The organism is Candidatus Nitrosotenuis cloacae (assembly GCF_000955905.1).
Lineage (GTDB): Archaea > Thermoproteota > Nitrososphaeria > Nitrososphaerales > Nitrosopumilaceae > Nitrosotenuis > Nitrosotenuis cloacae.
Genome location: NZ_CP011097.1, coordinates 146,136 through 169,357, shown reverse-complemented (window position 1 = coordinate 169,357; position 23,222 = coordinate 146,136). Strand labels below are relative to the sequence as shown.

Sequence of the window (23,222 nt, the reverse complement as noted above, 5' to 3'; positions counted from 1 at the left end):
AAACAAATACATGAACAACAAACTAAATCTGTGTGGACGACTCGTTGGTGAAGATTACGAACCAATAGTGATAGCTGAGATCGGGATTAATCACGAAGGTGATTTTCAGAAAGCCAAACAAATGATTACTGATGCACATCAACAAGGTGCAGAGTGTGTAAAATTTCAATGTCATGTTATTGAGGATGAAATGATAAAAAATGACGTCATTCCTGCAAATGCAAAAGAATCAATTTGGGAGATCATGAAAAGATGTTCCTTAACTGAACAGGAAGAAATTGAACTGAAAAAATACACTGAACAATTGAATATGATATACCTCAGCACGCCATTTTCCAGAGCAGCTGCAAATCGCTTGGAAGAAATGAATGTTTGTGCCTACAAAATTGGATCTGGGGAATGTAACAATTATCCATTACTCAAACACATTGCGTCATTTGGGAAACCAGTAATTCTAAGCACCGGCATGAACGATATTCAAAGTATTTCAGAAAGTGTTAAGATTTTAGAGACATCCGGTATTGAATATGCATTACTTCATGTGACATCAATGTATCCAACACCATATGAGAAAGTCAGATTAGGTGCCATGACCGAACTTAAAGAAAAATTTCCAAACGCGATAATAGGACTAAGCGATCATTCTATTGGAAACTATACTTGTTTTGCAGCAATTCCTCTTGGTGCACGCATTTTGGAGAAACATTTCACGTCTAACAAAAGTTGGCCAGGACCAGATATACCAATATCCATTGATCCCCTTGAATTACACGATTTGATACTTGGTAGCAAGGCAATTTATCACGCACTTGGGGGGAGTAAAACCATTCTACAAGAAGAGAAACCAACAATAGATTTTGCATACGCTTCAGTAGTTACAATTTCGGATATAAAAAAAGGCGAGAAATTGTCTGAAAAAAACATTTGGGTAAAAAGACCAGGCACAGGTGAAATCAAAGCAAAACATTATTTCGACATATTGAACCGAAAAGCTTCAACCGATATTAAAAAAGATACACAGTTATGGTGGAATATGATTGAATAAAAGAAAAATTGTGTTTTTAACTGGAACTAGAGCAGATTTTGGTAAATTAAAACCACTGATTAACATAGTAGAGGCCTCTAAAGATTTTGATTGTTATATTTTTGTCACTGGTATGCATACTCTGTCAAAATATGGTGCAACTTTTACTGAAATAAAAAAACTCGGCTACAAACACATATTCATTTACATGAATCAGACTAACACTACTGAACCAGACATAATTTTATCAAACACTGTTACTGGATTTAGTAATTTTATAAAAGAGATTCATCCCGATATGATAGTAATACATGGAGATAGGATTGAAGCGTTAGCAGGAGCTATAACGGGTTCATTTAACAACATTCTAGTATCCCATATTGAAGGAGGCGAATTATCAGGAACACTTGATGAATTAATCAGACATGCTGTTACTAAGCTTTCACATATCCATTTTGTATCCAATGATGAGGCAAAGAAGCGATTAATTCAGATGGGAGAATCAGAAAGTTGTATTTTTGTTATAGGTTCTCCAGATATCGATATAATGTATGGCGATGATTTACCCGACATAAAAGAAGTTAAAGATCATTACGATATATCATACGACAACTATGCAACGTTTATCTTTCATCCCATAACAACTGAGTTAGAAACTCTTGCACATCAAATTAGAGAGGTGGTAAGCGCACTAATTGAATCTAAAAAGAATTATGTTGTCATATATCCAAACAATGATGCAGGCTCAGACATAATTTTAAAAGAGTATGAACGTCTTAAGAATATGAAAAACTTTAAGATATTACCTTCTGTCAGGTTTGAATATTTTTTAACAATGTTAAAAAAATCCAAATTTCTAATCGGCAATTCCAGTGCAGGAATAAAAGAATCCGAAGTTTATGGAATCCCTACAATAAACATAGGAACTAGACAGAAAAACAGGACAAAAAGTACCAACATAATAAATGTCGATAGTGTAAGAGATCAAATCTTGAATGCCATTATTGAAGTAGAGAATAAAAAAATTGAGAAATGTAGTTATTTTGGAGATGGAAAAAGTAGTCAACACTTTTTCAATATTGTTTCTGATCCAAAAATCTGGAAAACCCCAATCCAAAAACAATTTGTGGATTTGGATGCTTCGAATTAATTAGGATATATTATCAGATTGATAAAATCATTGAATCGGATTTCTTAAGATAGGATTATTTTCGCTATCTTTAGATATAGTTCCATCATTATTGGTCAAAAATATATCTTTGTTAGTAAATTTATCACATATTTTATGAAATTCATTTTCTGTAATTTCTGCAGACTGCAAAAACTCTTTGAGATATTTTCGTGGTATCTTACCTTCATGTTTTTTAACTAATTCAATACCTTGCTCTCTTGTAATTCTACCATATCGTATCTCTATTGAGGCATGATCAGTGGCTCGTCCAAATCCGTATTTTAAGAATTTAAAATAGTCGTGAAAAACCGTAAAATATACATCGAGGTTTTCCCACCTCAGATAAGTTCCTTCTTTATCCTCGTTGTTTTCTGAAAAACCTAATTTTTTTACCAAATCTAGTTGTTTGAAGATATCCCATTTGATATAAGAGCCAAGAAAAACTCCCGTTACACCAACCTCCTTAATCTCCTCATCGGACGGATAGAGATACGGTTTCAGGTCTTTCATTTCAAATCCATATTTTGTCATATCTTGTGGAGTAATTTTATCAAGAAAATATCCACCATGTTTTTCAGTCCATTGTTTATCTAGAATAGTTTCTTCATCAATATTGGTCAATGCACCGTATTCAAATTGGGGGTTTTCTCCCCATATGATTAACGGAATTTTATATTTAACTGCTATTTGTACAGGCACTGTGAAAATTCCAATATGTTCTGGCCATTGAAAATCACCTAGTTCAGTTAGCCCAAATTTTGCGAGTTTTGAATATATCTTGGGTTTTGGAGAAAATTCAATACAATCGACATCTAATTTTTTCAAGTTTTCCAAATTTTTCTTTCCGATCTCAGTTTGATCAAGGGGATGAAAATTTACCACCAATGGATTCAAGCCAAATGTTTCTTTCATCGTGTATGTTTGAAAAGTTGAATCCTTACCTCCGCTAACTGGAATTATACAATCATAGTTGCTTCCGTTTTTACTTCGGTATTTTTCAATAATTCGTAAAAAAACTTCTCTTTTTTTATCCCAGTCTATATTTTCTTTCAGTAGATTATTCACGCACGCGCTACAAACACCATTTTTATCAAATTGTAATTGTGGTTTAGTATCAGGGTATAAACATTTTTTACAATACCGCATTAAACATTAAAAATAATTCAAGTATTTATTTCCTTGTTGTAAATTGTTTGATCAAAATTTAGACAGTGCTCTTTTTTGATAAAGATGTATCATAGACAACATAATTGCTCTAGATACATCAGACAAAACTAGCGAGAATGCTAAACCAATTATTCCAAACAACGATCCAAGCGTAAAAATTCCCAATACCATCGTAATTATTGAAACAATGCTTGTAATCAGAATGTAGAAACTCTGTTCCTTAGCTAGAAAATGCGAGATGTACATAGTTGATATGGTGGTAGGTATAATTGAAATAGAAATAATAGGAATTAGATCTAATGATTCAGTATATGCTGGAAAAATAATAGGAAATATTTGTGGAACAATAAATATTCCTATTAATGCCAAGAAACCAGAAAAAAATACGGTTATGACTTTTATTTTTTTGGTATTAGCTCCACTGGAATCTTCTGGTAGAGTATACTTTCGTATTGATTCTGGGATAATTGCTAACATGTTAAGAACTTGAATTCCTAAATAGTAATTTCCAAGAGTCATAAATCCAAACATAGGGCCAATAAACAATTTATCAATTTGACCATTTACGACGTAGCTTAGATCTAATACAAAATTATTTGCAATAAAGCTCCATTTTGTCTTTAATAATTGAAAGTTTATTCTTGCATCTCTAAAAGATCTATAGACCCTTGTTGTAAAAAGCAAAAATGACAGACCGGTACCGACTAAAACGCCACTTGGGCCCATAACATAATAGAGTATTAATGAAAATACGACAAAGAGTGTTTTTTGTAAAATAAAATATATTGAATATGTTTTGTAGAATTTTCTTCCTAATAATTCAGATACTGAGAGATTGTAGATTATAGCTCCGATGACATAAACGCTAATCCCAACATTATTTAAAACAAAATAAAGAATAACACTACACAATATACTTGTCGAAATAGATATCAAACATATTGTAGATGTTAGTGGAATTTTTTTTGCAGTAAAAACAGTGATTACCATAGGGCCTCCAATTAAAGAAACGGATGTAAATATACCAGCAATAGAGAGATAGTATGCCAATAAGCCATATTGTTCAGAACCCATCAATCCAGCAAGGTAAATCCAAAAAAACGCAGAGATCAGAGATCCTACAATATTTACTAATCCAATTGAACCAATATTTTTTAGAAGATTACTATTGCCAAATAGTCCCATATCAATTAATAAAAATTTTACATTGCCTGATAAAGTTCTCTATTGTTTATACTATTTCACTATCGTAGTGATAATAAGATAGAATTCAATAGATCCCTTCACAACAGATCGATGAATTAGATCAAGTAATTAATTTTGAGTTTGATTTTTAAAGTAATTAATTTTTTTAAGGTGTTCGCTTGCAAGAACTCTCAAAACAGATGCGTTCTCATCTAAAAATTCTTTCATCATTTGATTGGAGATATGAACGTCTGCGAGACGCCCCCCATGAAAAAATTTTTTTGTTGATTTCTTATCAAAGTCCGTGCCATCAAATTCAAATGTATTTTTTTCAACAAGAGAAACATACGCGTCTAGTTCATCTGAGGTTATTTTCTTTTTCAGACTTTTTCTAATGAGTTTTGGTAAGTCTTCAATTCGGCCAATTCGTTCAACAGATGGTAAAAATGTATAATCAAAATCTGCGCAGGTTATTGAGGGCTTTTGATGGAACGCAGCTTCGATTGCCACAGTTCCACTCAGTGTGATTACAAGCGACGAGTTTTTCACTAAATCCAGCGACGATACATGAGGATGAATAAGGTAAACATTAGGTATGCTGGCAATCTCATCATAGATTTTTTTGCTTCTCCAATGTCTTGTAAATTGGCTTGGATGCTCTTTTACATATAGCGTATAATTAATGGGCAGTGATTTTACAATATTTCGAATAAACTCTATATCGTTTGTGTAAAATGGTGTTGCTATCAGAGTAGAGCGTTCCTGTTCAATATGTAATGGATAATAAACGAATTTTTGGCCATAATCCACATTTTTAATGAGTTTTTTGTTTAGGTAATGCCAACGCCATTTAGTCTTAAGTGCACCATTGATTGAGTTTAGAAGAACTCGCAACTTAGAACGGCCGAAATAAGTATAGTGTGTTTTTTGGTTTTCGTTTTTTGTCCGGAACAGATAATCTATTGCAGCGTTTAGTATATTCACTTTATTGCCAAAGGGGTCTATATTCTGTTTTTTAATTTTAGCCGAAAGATTGAATGATTCCAAGTAATTTATTAATTCATCAAAACCTCGAGGATTGGATTTGGTCTCAATGTTTTTGAATTCATCCATAAAATGAACAGTCTGCGAGATTTCACATCTGTAACCCAACGTTGAAAAGAAAGACGCCAATACTTTGATTCCTTTGACTTTACATAACTCGTAAAAAAGTTCATCTTGATGAGAGTATGGTTCATGCATTATGACATAATTTGGTTGTATATCATCTAGAATATGCTCAAAGAATCTACATTCATTTTCTAATATAGATAAGATTTCATTTTTGGAAAATTTGTAAAAGTCATTAAATCGATAAAAAATTCTATCATTTACGGCCAATTTCCAAAGTTCTATGCCATACTTTTCCTCAAATGAGGCTAGATATTCTACATTTGGTTTTTTAATTGGCATTACGTTGTCGTGATAATACCATGTCTTTTTGAAATTTACCAGGTTTTGGTTTTCAAAAAATGACTTAGTCTTGTTTGTTGTGTCGACAATTGCATAGAAGTCGGCATCCATTTCCTTTTGTAAATAATAACAAAGACAGTATTGTTTTAGATCTTTATCAAGCCAAAAAATTATTTTATCATTCATTTATAGAAAAACTGGTAATAACCATTATTATTTATAGGCTACCCAGAAATCAGCCACGTCATTTATCGAGAAACAATCATTCATCGTATGCAATAATTAGAAAAATCAAAAAGATTAATCTAATAATTATTATGCGTGATTCTATTTTGAGAGTTATAAAATATGAAGAGAGACACTAATCCTAATTCTGTCAGAAATACAGTTTTTTCTTCAAAAATTTCAGTTTATCTGTTATGCGGCATACTGATTATTGGATTATTTTTTAGATTAGAGTATTTTGATGAAACAATCCCCATTAGCTTGGATGCTGTGGATTCTTTTTCATATGCTGCAGATATTCATACGATTGGAAAATTGCCTGAAAATTACGATATAGCAAAGCCAGGATGGTCATTTGTTCTTTCAGGATTATTTTCATTTTTTAATTTTGATGACACAGAATCATACATGCAATTACAAAAAATAGCAACAATTATCATTTCCAGTGTTACGATATTTCCATTATATTTTCTTATAAAAAAATTTTTTGAGAAAAAATATAGCTTGTTAGGAGTTGTATTATTTGCAGTTGAGCCACGGTTGATTCAAAATTCAATTCTAGGTGGTACTGAACCATTATTCATATTTTGTATTGTTATTACAGCATTGTTATCATTAAATAAAAACACGAAGATCGTTTATTTGTCATTTTTAGCAGCTGGTCTTTCGACATACATTAGGCCGGAAGGGCTGTTTTTGTTTATTGGAATTTCCATAGCATACATACTTAGACATAGAAATGAGAAACTGATTATTCCAAAATACATTGTTGCATTATTACTATATGTCTTGGTTTTAACTCCATTAATGATACATCAAGAACAAGTAGGAATGTATGATTCGATATTTGTAAAGACATACAAAACAAGCAATATGTTTTTTTCATTTAATGAAGATCCTTCAGATACTGAAAAAGACATTAATGAAAATTTAGAATCAAAAAACAATAACCCAATCAAATTAATGCAAACAAGCTTAGAATATTTTGTAAAATATTTGGGTTGGGTGTTAATTCCAATGTTCATACTACTTGTTCCACTTGGGTTTATCTCATTTTTTAGAAACTTAACAATGGACAAGTTAACGATAATTATTATAACGATAATAATGGCAATTCCAGCACTTTACGCTTATTCATATCCATTACTAGAGACAAAATATCTTTATTTTCTTTTTCCATTTTTTTGTATTTTTGCAACTTACTCACTAAAATTATTTATAGAAAAACTACATGTTAGGAAAAGCGTATTTGTGATTTGTTTCATAGTCATAATTGCAACAAGTATTTTGTTTAGCGGTTTCAAATTTGACAATAGTCATGAAAGAGAATCCGCATTAATTGCAAGGCATGTCGTTGAGAATACCAAGATAATCAACGATTATTATCCTGAAAGTCAATACGCCGTAAGTTTGGATGTGCCAAAAACATGGTCAGAGTATAAAACATTTTTTAAAAATATGGATAGAGTAAAAAAAGAATACACGCGAGATGAGCTACATCATCCACGTCAGGTTACAATCAAAGATCCAACTAATTTTAAAACATTGGATTCGTTTTTGCAAGACTCAACAAGAGGGAAAATTACTCATTTGGTACTGGATGGGAAAAAAGACAGGCCTGAATTTCTCAATGAGGTTTTCTATGATGAAACAAAATATCAATTTCTGAAAAAGGTATACGACTCAAAAGATGACAATTTAGAATATCATGTCAAGATATTCAAAGTGGATTTTGAATTATTTAATTCATTAAAAGACAGTAATGATGTCTAATTTCACATATAAACAATTTAAACAAAAGCCCAGATATGTTAAACCTCAAGGTGTGTTAGAATTCTTTGATTGAAATTCTTGAAAAATTAATATATTAAATGTGTGCGTGTTATCTAATTTTTATGGATGAAAAAATCAGAGTTGCATTTCTCTATAAAAAATCAAATCCATTGTTATCACCAACTAACTACGACACTACATATTATCATTTTTTCATGGATGCACTAAAACGCAATTCTCGTATTGATGTAACTTATTTTCCGACTGAAAACAAAATGGATGTCAGGGGACTAAAAAATAAATTTGACATTATTTTACTATATGAAAATTGGAATGGTGGCTCGCCGGATGAATTAATTGGAATTAATGAATTAGATATTCCAGTAATAGCAAGATGTGGTGATTTTCATGCAGCACAAAAATATGACACCATCAGTTATCACGAAAAATATAAGATCAATCATTATTTCGGATTTAATACAAAGGAATTATTTTATCAGTTTTATCCAAAAAATTTCAAGTATAAAACTGTGATATATGGATTAGAACCATCACTGTATCAAAATGTTATTCCATTCAAAGACAGGATTAAAAATAGAATTTTAAATTCCGGCGCAATTGGCAATACCAGTTTATATTCAAGAGCCATGAATTTGTTCAAACCTGTCCACGGAAATCCGTATTATGAATATAGGCTAAGAACAAAGTGCAATAAACTGCCATATGTTGACTATACATCTACTTTACAGCACGAATTCATAGGTGACAAGTATCCATTACTTTTACAAAAATATCAGGCTGCAATTGCGGCGACAACATTTGGTCCGACTATAAAATATTGGGAGATTCCTGCTGCCGGATGTTTAACGTTTATGGAAATCACTAAGAAGAATGGTGGAGAATATTTAGGATATACTGATGAGGAAACAGCGATTTTCATAAACGAGGACAACTATGAAGAGAAATTTAAAGAATTTCTTAGAAACCCAGATGATCCAAAATGGGAGAAAATAGCAAATGCTGGAAGAAAATATGCTTTAGAGAATTTGAACAACGATAAAGCTGTTGATTCCTTGGTTGATTTAATGGAAGAATTTGTTTAAAAACAGTAATTCTTAATTAACTATAAAATTTTCTATAAAATCAGAATTTAAAAAATGAAAGCAGTGATACTAGCCGGAGGATATGGAACTAGGATTAGTGAAGAAACAATTCTCAGGCCAAAACCTATGATAGAGATTGGTGGTATGCCTATTCTATGGCACATAATGAAGATGTATTCTACGTACGACATAAATGAATTCATAATTTGCTGTGGCTACAAAGGATACATGATAAAGGAATATTTTGCGAATTATTTTCTTCATAAATCTGATGTGACTTTTGACATAAAGAAGAACAAGATGGAAGTACATGAAAAATTTGCAGAGCCGTGGAGAGTTACTTTAATTGATACTGGTCTTGACACTATGACAGGCGGCCGTCTCAAGCGAGTCCAGAAATATGTAGACGAAAGCACATTTTGTTTTACTTATGGAGACGGCCTAAGTGATATCAATTTTTCAAAGTTGATAAAATTTCATCGTGCCAAAAAGAAAATGTCTACTGTCACTGCAGTTCAACAGCCTGGAAGATTTGGCAAATTAAGTATCAAAAATGATCATGTCGTCAGTTTTGAGGAAAAACCTCCTGGTGATGGAGCTTGGATAAATGGCGGATTTTTTGTTCTCGAATCCGATGTTTTTGATTATATAAAGAATGACTCTGTTGTGTGGGAGAAAGATCCCATGGAAAACCTATCTAGAAAAAATCAATTGGCGGCCTTCAAACATGACGGATTTTGGTATCCCATTGACACCCTACGCGAGAAGAATCACTTGGAAAATTTGTGGAATTCCAGAAAGGCTCCTTGGAAAGTTTGGTAATGAGTTCACAGTTTTGGAACGATAAAATAGTTCTACTTACCGGCCACACTGGCTTCAAGGGAAGCTGGATGTCACTTTGGCTTCAAAAATTAGGCGCTACAGTGATAGGTTTTTCTAAAGATATACCTACAAATCCCAGTCTTTTTGAAATTGCTAAAGTCGATAGTGGAATGACTTCAATTTTTGGAGATGTTTGTGACTACAATATACTTGAGAGGACAATTCAGAAATTCAAGCCGCAAATAATCATTCATATGGCGGCCCAAGCAATTCTTCGCCAGTCTTACAAGAACCCCACAGAAACATTTGCAACAAATGTGATGGGAACTGTAAATGTCTTAGAGGCTGTTCGAAATACTAAAACCGTAAAGACAATCCTGAATGTTACAAGCGATAAATGTTATGAGTCAAGTAACCTGTCACATAGTTATGTAGAGACAGATGCGATGGGAGGATTTGATCCGTATAGTAGCAGCAAAGGATGTGCGGAGCTGGTCACGTCAGCATTTAGAAATTCTTTTTTTAACGTACAGGAATTTAACAGACATGGTGTTTCTGTAGCGACAGCTCGAGCCGGAAATGTGATAGGTGGTGGAGATTGGGGAGTTGATAGACTAATACCAGATATCGTAAGAAGCTTGATTGGGAAAAAACAAATACTGATACGTTATCCTAACGCAACAAGACCTTGGCAATATGTGCTTGATGTAATTAATGGTTACACTATTCTAATAGAGAATCTTTGGCGAAATGGCCCAGAGTTTGCAGAGGCGTGGAATTTTGGTCCGACTCGTAACGAAATCAAGCCTGTAGACTGGTTAGTTACAAAAATGATGGATTTGTTTGATGAAAAAATTGAGATCAGTTATGATACGGCCACGAAACCATATGAATCATCATATCTTAGCTTGAACTGTTCAAAGGCAAGTTCTCGATTAAAATGGTCTTCCAAATTGAATCTCGATGAAGCATTGAGTTGGACGGCGGAGTGGTATAGACATTATAAAAATGGTCTAGATATGAGAAAATTTAGTCAAGAACAAATTAATCGGTTTATTCAGCTATAATACGTTATGACGGAAAATATCTGTAGATTTTGCAAATCCTCATTATCAGAGGTTTTTGCAGATCTTGGGGTGGTGTCACTTGCAAATTCTTTTTTAAAAAGCAACATGCTTGAAAAAAAAGAACCGAAATACCCACTTGTTGCATATCTCTGTTCCAAATGTTTTTTGGTTCAGGTTCCAGAATTCGAAAGGCCAGAAAACATATTTACTAATTATGCCTATTTTTCATCGTTTTCTAATACATGGTTAAAGCATTCAGAGAATTATGTGAATTCAGTTATAGAAGAATTTAGTTTTAATGACAAAAGTTTTGTGATAGAGATTGCAAGTAACGATGGGTATCTATTACAATATTTTAGAGATAGGAACATTCCTGTCTTAGGAATAGAACCAGCTGCTAATGTAGCTAAAATTGCTCAAGAACGCGGCATACCTACGTTAGTAAAATTTTTCGGAGTAGATACTGCAATGCACATGGTATCTAGGAATCAGAAGGCAGACTTGGTAATAGCAAATAATGTGTTGGCTCACGTCCCGGATCTAAATGATTTTGTTTCAGGCATGAAACAGGTGTTGAAAGAAGACGGAATAATAACAGTAGAATTTCCTCATTTGCTGAATTTAATCAGATTCAATCAATTTGATACAATATACCATGAACATTTTTCCTATTTTTCACTTCTTTCGTTAGAAAGGATATTTTCTAGGCATGGCCTGACCATTTTTCATGTAGAAGAGATTCCAACTCACGGTGGATCACTTAGAGTTTATCTCAAACATTCAGATAACCAGAGGTTTTCCATTAGAGAGAGCGTCAACAGTATTATTGATAAAGAGAAAAAATACGGACTAGATGACATTCTTACTTACTCTTCTTTTGCAAACAGAATTAATTGTATAAAAGAAGATATTCTAAAGTTTTTTCATGATGCCAAAAAAGAAAATAAAAAGATAGTTTGCTATGGTGCTGCCGCAAAAGGAAACACATTGTTAAATTATTGCGGAATTGGTAAAGAGTTTATTGAGTATATTGTTGATAAAAGCCCTCACAAACAAGGCCTGTTTCTACCAGGCACTCACATACAAATCATGAATCCAAGTATGGTTTTTGAGACCAAACCAGATTACCTAATTATTTTACCATGGAATTTGAAAGATGAGATAATGCAACAGATGAATCGCATTAAAGAATGGAATGGAAAATTTGTTGTATTCATACCAAAAGTGGAGATTTATTGATGATTTTTTCTGAAACTTCGCTTAAAGACGTATTTGTAATAGACATGGAAAAGATTGAAGACGAGCGAGGATTTTTTGCTCGTGTTTGGGATATCAAAGAATTTACTAATCTTGGATTAAACACAAATATTGTACAATGCAGTATTTCTTACAATAAGAGAAGAGGAACGCTTAGAGGCATTCACTATCAAGAGAAGCCATATGAGGAGGACAAGATCATTCGCTGTGTCAGAGGCAAAATGTTTGATGTGATAATTGACATACGGCCAGAATCACCCACATATAAGAAGTGGATTGGGATTGAACTTGACGCGAACGAATACAGAATGATCTATGTTCCAAAAGGATTTGCTCACGGATTTCAAACATTAGAAGACAATACGGAAGTTTTTTATCAAATATCAGAATTTTTTATGCCAAAACATGCTCGAGGAATAAGATGGGATGATGGGTCATTTAAAATAGATTGGCCTTTAAACCCCTCAATAATTTCTAAAAGAGACCAGACTTATGGCGATTTTAAGTGATTAAAATGAATGACAGGAATTTTGAGTTAAGAAATCAGAGAAAAATAAAGATCATGGCATTAGACAAAAAAGTAAAAGCCACTTCAAAAAAGTGGTTTTCACAGACTTACAAGCATGAGTATTCTTATCATTTTAGATGGCTCGGTCGTCCGATCATACAATATCCACAAGATATCGTTGCATTGCAAGAGATTGTATGGAATATCAAACCCGATCTTATAATTGAGACCGGAATAGCTAGGGGCGGATCATTGATTTTCTTTGCATCATTACTAGAATTAATTGGCAAAGGTAGCGTATTAGGAATCGATGTTGACATAAGATCACATAATAGAAAGGAGATTGAGAAACATCCACTATCCAAGAGAATAAACATGATTGAAGGTTCATCCATAGACGAAAAGACAGTTAAAGATGTCTATAGTGCAGCTAGAGGTAAAAAAAACATCATGGTTGTTCTCGATTCAAATCACACACATGATCATGTGTTAAAGGAATTGGAATTCTACTCTCCAATCGTAACCAAGAATAGTTATCTGGTGGTTTTTGATACGGTTGTTGCAGATTTACCACAGCGTTATTTTGCTAATCGCCCATGGAAAAAATTCAATAATCCCAAATCAGCTTTGATTGAATTTCTGAAAAATAATAGACAATTCAGAATAGATAGTGAGATTACAAATAAGTTAGCTATTACTGCAGCGCCTGACGGTTATCTAAAACGTATCAAATAGTTACGATTCTTAAAATACGCTAAGATTATCAATTCATTGAGTAATTATCAATTATTGAGAGTGTTAATAGTTGGAGGAACTGGGGTAATAGGGTCCAAATTAGTCAGATATTTTAAAGAAAAAAACATTGACATCAAGTTTACTTATTTAAAAAACCATCTTCCAATAGACGGCGGGTATTATTTAGATATAACAGAGAAAACACCAACAGTGAAATTTATTTCTGATATGAAACCAGATATCATAGTTCACACCACTGCCATTACCAATGTTGATTTGTGTGAGATCAACAGAGATTTAGCAGATCTTGTCAATGTAAACGGTATCAAAAATGTCATCGAGGGAGCAACAATTTCGAGAAGTAAAATAATTTACATTTCAACTTCCGCGGTATTTGATGGCAGAAAAAAAGAGTATGAAGAGAATGAATGCGTTTCGCCTCTCTCGCATTATGGAGTAACGAAAGCTAAAGGTGAAGAATACGTAAAAACATCAGGCTTGCCATATTTGATCTTACGTACAGATCAGCCATACTGTTGGATAGAGAAGTGGCAGCATACTAATTCAGTGTTAAGGGTTTTAGAAACATTAGGCTCACAAAAGACATTAAACGAGGTAGTTGACTGGCATAACACTCCTACTTACGTACCAGATTTTGTACGTGTTGTTTTTGAATTATGTGATAAAGCAGATGGAATTTTTCATGTAGTAGGTTCAGATTTTATTAATAGATATGAATGGGCACTTGAAACTGCAAGAATTTTTGGTTTAAATCAAGAATTAATCAAACCTATTAATTCAGATGAATTGAATTTGCCTGCGAAAAGATCAAACGTTAAGCTTGTTAATCACAAGTTACTTCAAAAATTTGGGATTAGTATGAGCGGAGTTGAGGAAGGATTGAAAAATATGAATAGCATTAGAAAGACTTGAATTTATAGATGATTGTATGGTGTGACTAGATCATTTCACAGAATAAATGTAATTCTAACATGTTTCTGCCTAAAATTTAAAATAAAATTAATCTGGTAGTAATTTTTACTCTGGGTTTTATAATACAGATCTAATAATATCGGTATTATGAATTTGCCTTATAATAAAAGAACCAAACTTACCATAGGGCTACTAGTCTATAATGGAGAAGAAATTGTAAAAGAAAGAATAGAACAGATACTTGCTCAAACATTTCAAGATTTTATCTTGATGATTTCAGATAATGGTTCTAATGACAAAACACAGGAAATTTGTGAAAAGATTTCTAAAATCGATAAGAAGATCATTTATTTTCGTCATGAGAAAAATAGAGGACCTTATTGGAATTTCAATTTTCTTTTAGAAAAAGCTGAAACAAAATATTTCGTATGGGCTGCAGTGGATGATATTTGGAGTCATAGCTTTTTAGAAAAAAATATCGATGTCTTAGAAAATAATGAAAATGTTGTTGGCAGCATAGGAGAAATGAAGATGTTTAATAGAATTAAAGATCCATTAACAAATAAGATAGAAATTGTAGTTATAGAAAACTCCAAGAAATTTCAATATGTACACCCCATTAATGGCGACATAAGAGAAAAAATAAAATTTTATTTAAATTATAATATGGGTGGAATTATTTATGGTGTTTATAGAACAGATAAAATACAAAAGGCCAATACTTTTGAAAATTATAAAAATAATCGAATGTGGCGATGGGCTCTAGCATGTATCTTGAATGTAATAAAAGAAGGAGATTTAGAGGTTGTCAGTGATGCGTTTATCTATAAAGAAGTCAGTGTTAAATCAACATCAACTATTCAATATATGAAAAAAATTGGTTTTAGTTCGATGGATATTTTATTTATCAATTTTCCATTTACAATCTGGTTCATAAAAAATTTAGGAGTAAAAGAATTTTTAAGGAATTGCGGGTATTTTACGAAACTGAATATAACTTCAGAATTTGGGATTATCTCTGAATTATTAAGAATGTGTAAAAGAATTGTATGTGGGCAAGATAGGTATTGGTAAATTAGTTTTATGTAAAATTATTGTATGCACCAAAATTGCTATAAAGAGATCTGATGGTGTTTATAATTTGTTTTTTATAAGAATTTTACAATTGTTAAATAAGATTTATCTTGATAGGAATTTTTGATTTTTACAGATAAATCTCTATTATAATGATGCAGAAAATACAAGCAGTGTGATTATTGATTTTAGAAACCGTATATGCGTTAATCTATGGATTAATTTTAATAGCGATCAATAAAAATGAAAATAATTGAATATTGCAATTGGAATTCCTGCATATAATGAAGAAAAATCAATAGCAGCAATAATTTTAAAATTAAAGAAAAAATATGAAACCATCATAGTTTGTGATGACGGTTCATCAGATTTAACAGGAAGTATTGCAAACGAATTAGGTGCAACTGTAATTACACATAAAAAAAATTCTGGTTATGGAGCAGCAATAAGATCGATTTTTCTAAAAGCTCGTGAATTAAAAATAGATGCACTTGTAACATTTGATGCAGATGGTCAACATAGAATAGAAGACATTGATTTGGTTTTACAACCTTTAAAAGAAAAAAGTGCAGACATAGTTATTGGCTCACGTTTTTTACATAATGATTCTAATGTGCCAAAATATAGAAAGGCTGGAATAAAAATAATCACCAATCTTGCCAATGTTGCTACTGGTTTGAAAATATCTGATTCTCAAAGTGGATTCAGAGCTTACAATAATAAAGTGTTAGAAGAGATCAATCCATCAGATTTTGGAATGGGAATTTCAACTGAGATATTAATAAAGGCAAAAAAGATGAATTTTAGAATAATTGAAGTTCCAATTGTTATTCTATATGAAGGCGATACTTCAACTCACAATCCAGTGACTCATGGAACATCAGTGATTCTAAGCACTATGAAATATGTGTCAATAGAGAGGCCATTATCTTTTTACGGCATTCCAGGCTTCATCTTATTTAGCATAGGAATTTTTTTTACAGTATGGACTTTACAGATTTTTTCTGAAAGTAGACAAATTATCACAAATGTTGCACTAATCGGAATTGGAGGTTTAATACTAGGAACACTCTGTATCATGACATCCATAATACTCTATTCAACAGTAAGTGTTGTCCGAGAGCGAAATTAACTATAAACACATCATCATAACAAAATACGGTTCTTTAATAGATAATTTTGGAAAACTTGGTTATATTTTCCATTTTTTCCAATCATAATCATCAAAATCAACATTTACCATTTCATTATCATTTGGCCTCCATGCAGGATTTGCCAATGTGAGTACTGTAGCTATTTTATCAGATACATTGATGTGTGCTGAAGGATAATTTTTTGGTATTTGTATCAAGACAGGCTCATCTTCACTAGACTCAATTTCATGATATTTTCCATCCATGTCTTTTGCAATGAATACAACTTTACCTCTAATGCACACAAAATAGCTGTCTCTTTTTGTGTGAAGATGGGGTCCTTTAATCTCTCTCGGATTTACTGATGAAACATAGACCATTTTTGGTTCAACTCCAAGTGGTTTATCCCAATCTCTCCAGATCACAGTTAGAGATCCATTGATGTGACCATCATGTATGTCCTTAGTGTCATGTTTTTCTAGCTTGATGTATTGAATCGTATTATCTTGCACAATTGTACAAATTAAACATGATATAAAAATTCACTACCAATCCTACACAAGATATACAAATATTCATTTATTGTAAAGAACATGGAGTTGTATCTGTGAAGATTCTCGTTACTGGCGGCCTAGGTTTTATTGGTAGTAATTTTATCCTACATGCATTAAGAAATCCAAAACTCAGAATAACAAATATTGATGCTGGTTTACCAGGCTCAAATGTACAGAATCTAAAACAAGTAAAAAACAATGCTAGATACAGATACATTAAGGGAAATATCACCAACAAAAAACTAGTTGATAAACTTGCCTCAGACATAGATGCAATAGTCAACTTTGCTGCAGAATCTCATGTAGATAGAAGCATTTCTGATCCTCAACCATTTATTGATTCAAATATCTACGGAACATACACATTACTAGAAGCAGTACGAAGGCATAGGAAAAAACTAATTCAAATATCCACGGATGAAGTTTTTGGTAGCCTCAAATCAGCCAACGCTACAGAAAGATATCCATACAATCCATCAAGCCCATACGCCGCGTCAAAGGCAGCAGCTGAGAATCTTGTAAATTCGTATTTCATCACATATGATTCGGATGTAATAACAACACGATGTACTAACAATTATGGCCCAAGACAATCACCTGAAAAACTCATTCCAAAAACAATACTGCTAGCAGAACAAAATAAAAAAATCCCAATTTATGGAACTGGAAAAAATATTAGAGATTGGATTTTTGTTCAAGATCATTGTGATGCGATTTTCAGGGTTTTATTTGAAGGGAAAAGAGGTGAATCTTACAATATCTCTGCAAACAATGAAGCAGATAATCTGAAAATTGTGAAAAAAATTTTGAAGATAATGGAAAAATCAGAGAACCTGATCGAGTTTACTTCAGATAGGCCAGGTCATGATTTTAGATACAGTCTCAATTCAAACAAAATACGAAGGAAGTTATCATGGCGGCCTATTCACAAATTTGAAGATGGTTTAGAGCAAACTATAGAGTGGTACCAACAAAACAAAGAATGGCGCAGGCACATCAAAAATGAGGCGTTTACAATACCTTGGAAAACTAGATAAGATAATAAAAAATAAGAACGAATTGATTAATTGAAAGGAATAATTTTACATGGCGGCCACGGCACCAGATTAAGGCCACTTACACATACTGGTCCGAAACAATTACTGCCAATTGCAAACAAACCAATGTCACAGTATTGTCTAGAGTCATTAAAAGATGCAGGCATCACAGATATTGCGATAATTATTGGTGGTACTGGTTCAAACAAAGTCCAAGAATATTACGGTAATGGTGAAAGATTTGGTGTAAAATTAACATATATTTCTCAAGACGCACCACGTGGAATTGCACAGGCAATAAGACTTTGTAAAGAATTTGTAAATGGTGAAAAGTTTGTCGTATTTTTAGGAGACAATATTCTTAAAAAAAGTATTACGGAGTATATCCAAAGATTCAAAGACTCGGATGCTAGTGCATCAATTTTGCTATGCGAAGTGAGCAATCCTACACAATTTGGAATAGCTGATATCAAAGATGGTGTCATAAAAAAAATAATAGAAAAGCCAAAAGATCCTCCAACAAATCTTGCGGTGACTGGTATCTATCTTCTTACACCCACAATATTTGATATCATTGATAGACTAAAACCATCGTGGAGAAATGAATATGAGATAACAGATGCACTTCAAATGCTCTTACAAGAGGAATACAAGATAATTTACAATATGGTAACAGATTACTGGAAAGATACTGGTACTCCACAGGATATCATACACGCGAATCAGGTCATACTAAGTGATATGAAGCCATATTTTGAAGGTAAAGAAGAAGAGGATGTAATCATAACTGGAAATGTCATGATTGGCTCTGGAACCACAATCAAAAACGGTTCCAAGTTAACTGGCCCCGTAATAATTGGTAAGGACTGTCAGATTGGCCCTAATGCCAACATTGGGTCCAATACAAGTATAGGGGATAACACAAAGCTGTCTAATTGTCATATTGAAAACTCAATAATCATGTCAAGTTGTACTATTGATGGGGATTTTATCATCAAAGACAGCATAATTGCGTTTAATTCTGAAATTACAAGATCAAGTTCTCCAAACAAAGTGTTTTTGTTGGGAGAGGGAACGAAGATTTCTCTCTAGTTGTGAATTGATAGACAAATTGTTTAATCCTAAAGTAAGCATCATAATTTTAAATTATAATGCAGGAGAATTGTTGCTTAATTGTTTAGAATCAGTTTTCAGAACAGCATATGATAACATAGAAGTAATTGTTGTCGATAATGCATCAAAAGACCAAAGTCACAAAAAATGCAAGGAAAAATTTGACAAGATCAAATTAATTGAAAACAAACAAAATTTAGGATATTGTGAAGGAAATAATGTTGGGATACGAGAGGCTAGTGGAGAGTTTATTGTAATTCTCAATCCAGACACTACAGTAGATCACAATTGGATAATAGAGCTTATTTCGGCTTACAGAAAACATGGTGAGGGACTCTATCAGCCAAAGATAATTTCATTGTATGAGGAAAATATTTTGCAAAGCACTGGTAACATGATACATCTTTTTGGGTTTGGATTTGCAAGAGATAAAGGAATTCCTGATATCCATCAGCAAAAGGAAATAGAACGAATAGGATATGCTTCAGGTACCTGCCTTTTTACTTCGCAACAAGTTATAAAAAAAATTGGATTGTTTGATTCATTTTTGTTTTTGTATCACGATGATCTTGATTTGGGTTGGAGGGCTGCTCAATTAGGAATAAGATCATATTATGTTCCACTTGCTACGATATATCACGCCGAGAGCTATAGTCTGAAATGGAGCTCAAAGAAGTTTTTCTGGCTTGAAAGGAATAGAAGGTATTGTCTTTTGACACATTATTCTAGAAATACATACAAAAAGATGCTTCCGTATTTGAGACAGACAGAACTTATGGTTTGGATATTTTATATATCAAAAGGGTTTCTTGGTGCAAAGATCAGAGCTGAGCTTGACATAATTAAGAACAAACAATACATTGTAGAAAAATATCAGGAATTAGAAGCTAAGAAGATAATTCCAGATACGGAATTGATTAAATCATTTCCAGATGAAATCTTTATTCCAAAAAATGTGAGTGATGGTTTTGGAAGTCGCATTTTCAATTCGCTATTAGTAATTCTCAGTCAAAAAGCTAAAAACAAAATATTAAGTAAATAATCTTAAATTGTAAGTTCTGATATCACGATTGCAACTGCTAGGTTTTTTTCATGACTCATAGATACATAAAATGAATAATTACTTGCTAGTTTTTTTAGTTGCACATGCGGTTTTGACTTTATATGATATGTTTCTATATCTATCATGTGTACTCTGTTGCGTATCGATTTTTTTACTGCTTCCTTGATTGCAAATTTTCCTGCAAAATGTTCATGATAGTTTTTATATTTTAGACAGTACTTTATTTCAGTTTGATTAAAAATCTGTTTGTAAAACCCAGGTTTTGATTCAAATGGAATTTGCTTGAATTTATCCACATCAACAATATCTATTCCAATTCCAATGTTGTTGAGCATATTCATTGATCTTGGCGTACTATTATCTTGGCTATTCCGTCCACTAAACAAACTCCAGTTTGATTGTGAATTAGTGTCTTTAGAGTTATTATTCTTGTTGAGTCACTTTTGTCAATTACTTCACCTGTAACTGTGATAGTATCACCTACATAACATGGTGCTTGAAAATTTAGAGTCTGAGAAAAATATAATGCGTTTTTACCCGGCAGATACATTCCTACCAGTTTTGAAAAAAATGATGCGAGAAGCATACCATGACAAACTCGTTTTTTGAATTTTGTGTTTGTTGCATAATTGTCATCCATGTGAAGTGGATTGTAATCACCTGAAAGCATTGCAAAATTATCAAGACTTAGTTTACTGATTTTTTCTGTGAATTTTTTACTATCACCTATTTCGATTTCTTCAAATTTAAGTTCATTTAGCAAATCAGTCATTTAGCACAACTCCATGGTTACCAAGATGACGTTTAATGTCGGCTACTTTTTTTACATCCATGGCTTCATCAATTGTAAATTTTACTTTAAACTCACTTTCCAGCTCATAAAGCAAGACGTATCCCTTAAACGAAGTCCAACTTTCAATTGATTCCGGACCGGAATCATCAGTAACCGAAGCTGCTGACACATTCATCACTCTTGCAATAAGATCATACAACTTTGACATTATTCAGCACTAACTGTAAGACAGCTTGGTATTTCAAATGATGATTTAATAGAATAGACCCAAGAATCTGCATCTTTTTTGAATCCACAATTAGGAAGAAAGTCTTCAATTGGCTTATTTTTTGAAGTTGGGACAAACTGCGCTCTTATTTTTTCAACTCCAGCTTCTTTTGCTTTGTTTATAATATGGCTAAGAATTCCCCTTTCCACCTCTCTTCCCATAACCCTACAACTAAGAAGAAATGTATCTAGGAACCATTCTTTTTGATTTTCTTTGTAAACTATGAAAACCCCAGTTATTCCATTGTCACCAAATTTATCTTCAACTTGAGCACATCCAATAAAATAATTTGTGTCCTGAGAAAATTTTTTGATGTCATTTTCCTGATATCTTTTGGTTGTTAAATTAAATTGATTCGTTTTTAATGTAAGCTGAGAAATTCTTGGTATTGTAAATTCGTTGGCTTTTTTTATTGATATTTTAAGATCTAGTTGTTTTAGAAAACCTTCTAGATCAGGTGTAGATTTTTCTAGCTCAACTCGTTTTCTTTGTTCTGAATACATTTTACCTCTTTGTTGATCTTCCTGTGTTATGTTCAAGACACTGAATTCATTAAGATCTTTTAGAATATTTACAAATTCTGACGAATCTTGAGGTAATTCAATAGTTTCAACCTGCGGAAGATTAATTCTCATATATTCTCTATTTACTGGATCATCATCAAAAAAAACAATACTGTCCAAACCAATATTGATCTCATTTGCAATATCTTTCATGTTTGACACCTTGTCATTCCAGTTTATTTTCAAAGATGCAAAATGATCTTCTCTTAGTTGCATGTATGGATGATCTCGGATTACTTTAATTGCATCATCATAGTTGTTTTTGCTGTTTATTGCGAGAATTATACCTCGCTGGTGAAGAGAGAGTAGTACTTTTTGAAATTCCATGAATGCATTTCCTGGCGGTTCTGGCCCTAACTTTAAGCCATTAAAACCATCCTCACCAACAATTCCTCCCCACAAGGTATTATCAAGATCTAATACTATGCATTTTTTTGATATTCCCATATAGCCTATCACATACGACATTAGATTCGATGCAAGATATGGAATATAATCAAGTGAAATTTTCATGTCGCCAAAGAAAAACTGTTTGTAATCGAAGATATTCTTCTCACCGAATTTTGTTACAAATCCAGCAAAATCATAAACATATACAGAGTCTGAATTTGACAGTGCGTCAGATATCTTGGTATTAATTTCATTTAACATTCTGTGAAAACCAAAGTCGGTTTTATTTTCAAAAATTCCATATGAAGAAAATGTTGGAATTGAAAAATTCGCTAAGACCAATTTTGATTTTGTTGTTTGAGAAAATTTTGTTGCCAAAGATAATATTTTGTTTATCTTCTCATCAACTAGTTTTCTTCTTTCTTCTACGGATACCGAGTGAGAGTGATGGAATAAATCCATGAGTAACGTTCTTGTATCTATAAGAAGAAATGAGATTTCCGGATTAAATTTGTAAAGATTACTTGTAGGGTTTAATATTTCCTGATTATATTGGTTATAGTTTCCAACGTATGTAGTACATTGGATTTTTTTTTCTGCGCACTTTACTTGTATCGTTTCAGCAAGTCCATTTAATGTAAAACTTCCCAACAGAGCAATACGAATTTTTTGATCAAAAGATTGGTTGTTTAATTCAGATGCTTTATTGATATAGTAAGATAATTTTTGTTCTCTCATAATTTTCTAATAAATCATAGTCTCAATAAGCTTTGTACTAATTATTTATTACGACCAAACAAGCAAGTATTTTT

23 protein-coding genes are annotated in these 23,222 nt (G+C 32.5%); 15 read left to right on the top strand and 8 right to left on the bottom strand.

Translation table 11 applies throughout. The annotated features are described in order from the left end of the window. The first annotated feature begins 10 nt into the window (after nucleotides 1-10). Complete coding sequence (locus SU86_RS00815) at nucleotides 11-1,045, top strand: N-acetylneuraminate synthase family protein (protein ID WP_048186852.1); 1,035 nt, start codon at nucleotides 11-13, stop codon at nucleotides 1,043-1,045. After that, nucleotides 1,038-2,174, top strand: a complete 1,137-nt coding sequence (neuC, locus tag SU86_RS00810; protein ID WP_048186851.1) for a UDP-N-acetylglucosamine 2-epimerase — start codon at nucleotides 1,038-1,040, stop codon at nucleotides 2,172-2,174. The genes SU86_RS00815 and neuC overlap by 8 nt, the downstream gene beginning before the upstream one ends. 27 nt (nucleotides 2,175-2,201) lie before the next feature. Here neuC and SU86_RS00805 read toward each other — a convergent pair whose 3' ends face one another. From SU86_RS00805 to SU86_RS00795, 3 genes are all read right to left on the bottom strand, one after another. Continuing rightward, complete coding sequence (locus SU86_RS00805) at nucleotides 2,202-3,341, bottom strand: N-acetyl sugar amidotransferase (RefSeq protein WP_048186850.1); 1,140 nt, start codon at nucleotides 3,339-3,341, stop codon at nucleotides 2,202-2,204. A gap of 51 nt (nucleotides 3,342-3,392) precedes the next feature. Continuing rightward, nucleotides 3,393-4,547, bottom strand: coding sequence for a lipopolysaccharide biosynthesis protein (locus SU86_RS00800; RefSeq protein WP_048186849.1), 1,155 nt, complete (start codon nucleotides 4,545-4,547; stop codon nucleotides 3,393-3,395). A gap of 129 nt (nucleotides 4,548-4,676) precedes the next feature. Then, nucleotides 4,677-6,185, bottom strand: a complete 1,509-nt coding sequence (locus tag SU86_RS00795) for a capsular polysaccharide export protein, LipB/KpsS family (RefSeq protein ID WP_048186848.1) — start codon at nucleotides 6,183-6,185, stop codon at nucleotides 4,677-4,679. Between the two features lie 162 nt (nucleotides 6,186-6,347). On the opposite strand from SU86_RS00795, the gene SU86_RS09290 reads away from it, so the two are divergent. From SU86_RS09290 to SU86_RS00745, 10 genes are all read left to right on the top strand, one after another. Continuing rightward, nucleotides 6,348-7,997 carry a glycosyltransferase family 39 protein gene (locus SU86_RS09290; protein WP_052755402.1) on the top strand — a complete coding sequence of 550 codons (1,650 nt, stop codon included), beginning with the start codon at nucleotides 6,348-6,350 and terminating at the stop codon, nucleotides 7,995-7,997. Between the two features lie 122 nt (nucleotides 7,998-8,119). After that, entirely contained in the window at nucleotides 8,120-9,100 is a 981-nt protein-coding gene (locus SU86_RS00785) for a glycosyltransferase (protein WP_048186847.1), read from the top strand. 54 nt (nucleotides 9,101-9,154) lie between these two features. Continuing rightward, nucleotides 9,155-9,922 carry a glucose-1-phosphate cytidylyltransferase gene (gene rfbF, locus SU86_RS00780; RefSeq protein ID WP_048186846.1) on the top strand — a complete coding sequence of 256 codons (768 nt, stop codon included), beginning with the start codon at nucleotides 9,155-9,157 and terminating at the stop codon, nucleotides 9,920-9,922. Further along, entirely contained in the window at nucleotides 9,907-10,989 is a 1,083-nt protein-coding gene (rfbG, locus tag SU86_RS00775; protein ID WP_320408987.1) for a CDP-glucose 4,6-dehydratase, read from the top strand. The genes rfbF and rfbG overlap by 16 nt, the downstream gene beginning before the upstream one ends. Nucleotides 10,990-10,995: 6 nt before the next feature. Beyond that, nucleotides 10,996-12,228 (top strand): class I SAM-dependent methyltransferase, encoded by a 1,233-nt coding sequence (locus SU86_RS00770; RefSeq protein WP_048186845.1) that lies wholly within the window; start codon nucleotides 10,996-10,998, stop codon nucleotides 12,226-12,228. After that, complete coding sequence (rfbC, locus tag SU86_RS00765; protein WP_048186844.1) at nucleotides 12,228-12,755, top strand: dTDP-4-dehydrorhamnose 3,5-epimerase; 528 nt, start codon at nucleotides 12,228-12,230, stop codon at nucleotides 12,753-12,755. Before SU86_RS00770 ends, rfbC begins: the two co-directional genes overlap by 1 nt. 53 nt (nucleotides 12,756-12,808) lie before the next feature. Beyond that, entirely contained in the window at nucleotides 12,809-13,489 is a 681-nt protein-coding gene (locus tag SU86_RS00760) for a cephalosporin hydroxylase family protein (protein ID WP_236687717.1), read from the top strand. A 60-nt stretch (nucleotides 13,490-13,549) separates the two neighbouring features. Continuing rightward, nucleotides 13,550-14,422: an SDR family oxidoreductase gene (locus SU86_RS00755; protein WP_236687763.1), complete on the top strand. Its 873-nt coding sequence runs from the start codon at nucleotides 13,550-13,552 to the stop codon at nucleotides 14,420-14,422. A gap of 147 nt (nucleotides 14,423-14,569) precedes the next feature. Next, the gene (locus tag SU86_RS09285) at nucleotides 14,570-15,496 is read left to right on the top strand and encodes a glycosyltransferase family 2 protein (RefSeq protein ID WP_052755401.1); all 927 of its coding nucleotides are present in this window, start codon (nucleotides 14,570-14,572) and stop codon (nucleotides 15,494-15,496) included. A 253-nt stretch (nucleotides 15,497-15,749) separates the two neighbouring features. Beyond that, nucleotides 15,750-16,628 (top strand): glycosyltransferase family 2 protein, encoded by an 879-nt coding sequence (locus tag SU86_RS00745; RefSeq protein ID WP_048186842.1) that lies wholly within the window; start codon nucleotides 15,750-15,752, stop codon nucleotides 16,626-16,628. Nucleotides 16,629-16,688: 60 nt separating this feature from the next. Here the strand turns inward: SU86_RS00745 and SU86_RS00740 are convergent, their stop codons facing one another. Further along, complete coding sequence (locus SU86_RS00740; RefSeq protein WP_048186841.1) at nucleotides 16,689-17,141, bottom strand: WxcM-like domain-containing protein; 453 nt, start codon at nucleotides 17,139-17,141, stop codon at nucleotides 16,689-16,691. Nucleotides 17,142-17,236: 95 nt separating this feature from the next. Here SU86_RS00740 and rfbB point away from each other — a divergent pair, with 95 nt between their 5' ends. The 3 genes from rfbB to SU86_RS00725 are packed head-to-tail and all read left to right on the top strand — an operon-like array spanning nucleotide 17,237 to nucleotide 20,375. Beyond that, a complete protein-coding gene (rfbB, locus tag SU86_RS00735; RefSeq protein WP_048186840.1) occupies nucleotides 17,237-18,220 on the top strand; it encodes a dTDP-glucose 4,6-dehydratase in 984 nt (327 codons plus the stop codon). Nucleotides 18,221-18,250: 30 nt separating this feature from the next. Continuing rightward, entirely contained in the window at nucleotides 18,251-19,312 is a 1,062-nt protein-coding gene (locus SU86_RS00730) for a glucose-1-phosphate thymidylyltransferase (RefSeq protein ID WP_048186839.1), read from the top strand. 7 nt (nucleotides 19,313-19,319) lie between these two features. After that, complete coding sequence (locus SU86_RS00725) at nucleotides 19,320-20,375, top strand: glycosyltransferase family 2 protein (RefSeq protein ID WP_236687713.1); 1,056 nt, start codon at nucleotides 19,320-19,322, stop codon at nucleotides 20,373-20,375. Nucleotides 20,376-20,377: 2 nt separating this feature from the next. Here SU86_RS00725 and SU86_RS00720 read toward each other — a convergent pair whose 3' ends face one another. Genes SU86_RS00720 through SU86_RS00705 form a run of 4 tightly spaced genes read right to left on the bottom strand, consistent with a single transcriptional unit; the run spans nucleotide 20,378 to nucleotide 23,148 of the window. Continuing rightward, complete coding sequence (locus SU86_RS00720) at nucleotides 20,378-20,731, bottom strand: holo-ACP synthase (RefSeq protein WP_048186838.1); 354 nt, start codon at nucleotides 20,729-20,731, stop codon at nucleotides 20,378-20,380. Nucleotides 20,732-20,733: 2 nt separating this feature from the next. After that, nucleotides 20,734-21,168, bottom strand: a complete 435-nt coding sequence (locus SU86_RS00715; protein ID WP_048186837.1) for a MaoC family dehydratase — start codon at nucleotides 21,166-21,168, stop codon at nucleotides 20,734-20,736. Then, nucleotides 21,161-21,397: an acyl carrier protein gene (locus SU86_RS00710; protein WP_048186836.1), complete on the bottom strand. Its 237-nt coding sequence runs from the start codon at nucleotides 21,395-21,397 to the stop codon at nucleotides 21,161-21,163. The genes SU86_RS00715 and SU86_RS00710 overlap by 8 nt, the downstream gene beginning before the upstream one ends. Further along, complete coding sequence (locus SU86_RS00705) at nucleotides 21,397-23,148, bottom strand: HAD-IIIC family phosphatase (protein WP_048186835.1); 1,752 nt, start codon at nucleotides 23,146-23,148, stop codon at nucleotides 21,397-21,399. The genes SU86_RS00710 and SU86_RS00705 overlap by 1 nt, the downstream gene beginning before the upstream one ends. Nucleotides 23,149-23,222 lie beyond the last annotated feature (74 nt).